Source organism: Streptomyces sp. NPDC044984, from assembly GCF_040646935.1.
Taxonomy (GTDB): Bacteria; Actinomycetota; Actinomycetes; order Streptomycetales; family Streptomycetaceae; genus Streptomyces.
The window spans coordinates 1-1,182 of the sequence record NZ_JBEZBE010000111.1 but is presented as its reverse complement, the minus strand read 5'-3'; the positions used below and the strand labels follow the sequence as shown (position 1 = coordinate 1,182).

Sequence of the window (1,182 nt, the reverse complement as noted above, 5' to 3'; positions counted from 1 at the left end):
CCCGGCTGGCGGCGGCGTTGACGCCGGAGGTGGACGCGGTGCTGGCCCGGCACCCGCTGCGGGAGCTGGTCACCAGCAGCGACCCGCTGCCGCTGCTGGTGGAACGCGAACGGGCCCTGTACGGCTCCTGGTACGAGTTCTTCCCCCGCTCCGAGGGCACCCCCGCCCGGCCGCACGGCACCTTCGACACCGCCGCCCGCCGCCTCCCGGCGATCGCCGCGATGGGCTTCGACGTCGTCTACCTCCCCCCGATCCACCCGATCGGCACCACCTTCCGCAAGGGCCCCAACAACACGCTGAACGCCGGCCCCGACGACGTCGGCGTGCCCTGGGCGATCGGCTCCCCCGAGGGCGGCCACGACGCCGTCCACCCGGACCTGGGCACCCTGGAGGACTTCACCCGCTTCGTCGCCCGCGCCGGCGAACTGGGCCTGGAGATCGCCCTGGACTTCGCGCTGCAGTGCTCCCCCGACCACCCCTGGGTGCACAAGCACCCCGAGTGGTTCCACCACCGCCCCGACGGCTCCATCGCCTACGCGGAGAACCCGCCGAAGAAGTACCAGGACATCTACCCCATCGCCTTCGACGCCGACCTCGAGGGCCTGGTCGCCGAAACCTGCCGGGTGCTGCGGCACTGGATGAACACCGGGGTGCGGATCTTCCGCGTCGACAACCCGCACACCAAACCGGTCGTCTTCTGGGAACGGGTGATCGGCGAGATCAACCGCACCGACCCGGACGTGATCTTCCTGGCCGAGGCGTTCACCCGCCCCGCGATGATGCACACCCTGGCCCAGATCGGCTTCCAGCAGTCCTACACCTACTTCACCTGGCGCACCAGCAAGCAGGAACTGACCGAGTACCTCACCGAGCTCTCGGGGGAGGCCGCCTGCTACATGCGGCCCAACTTCTTCGCCAACACCCCCGACATCCTGCACGCCTACCTCCAGCACGGCGGACGGCCCGCCTTCGAGGTCCGCGCCGTCCTGGCCGCCACCCTCTCCCCCACCTGGGGCATCTACAGCGGCTACGAACTGTGCGAGAACACCCCCCTGCGCGAGGGCGGCGAGGAGTACCTCGACAGCGAGAAGTACCAGCTCAGGCACCGCGACTGGGAGACCGCCGCACGCGAGGGCCGCACCATCGCCCCCCTCATCACCAAGCTCAACACCATCCGCCGCG

General features: G+C 70.3%; 1 pseudogene. It reads left to right on the top strand.

What is annotated here, in order from left to right:
- A pseudogene (locus AB0A94_RS38690) lies at positions 1 to 1,182 on the top strand (alpha-1,4-glucan--maltose-1-phosphate maltosyltransferase); the annotation flags it as partial.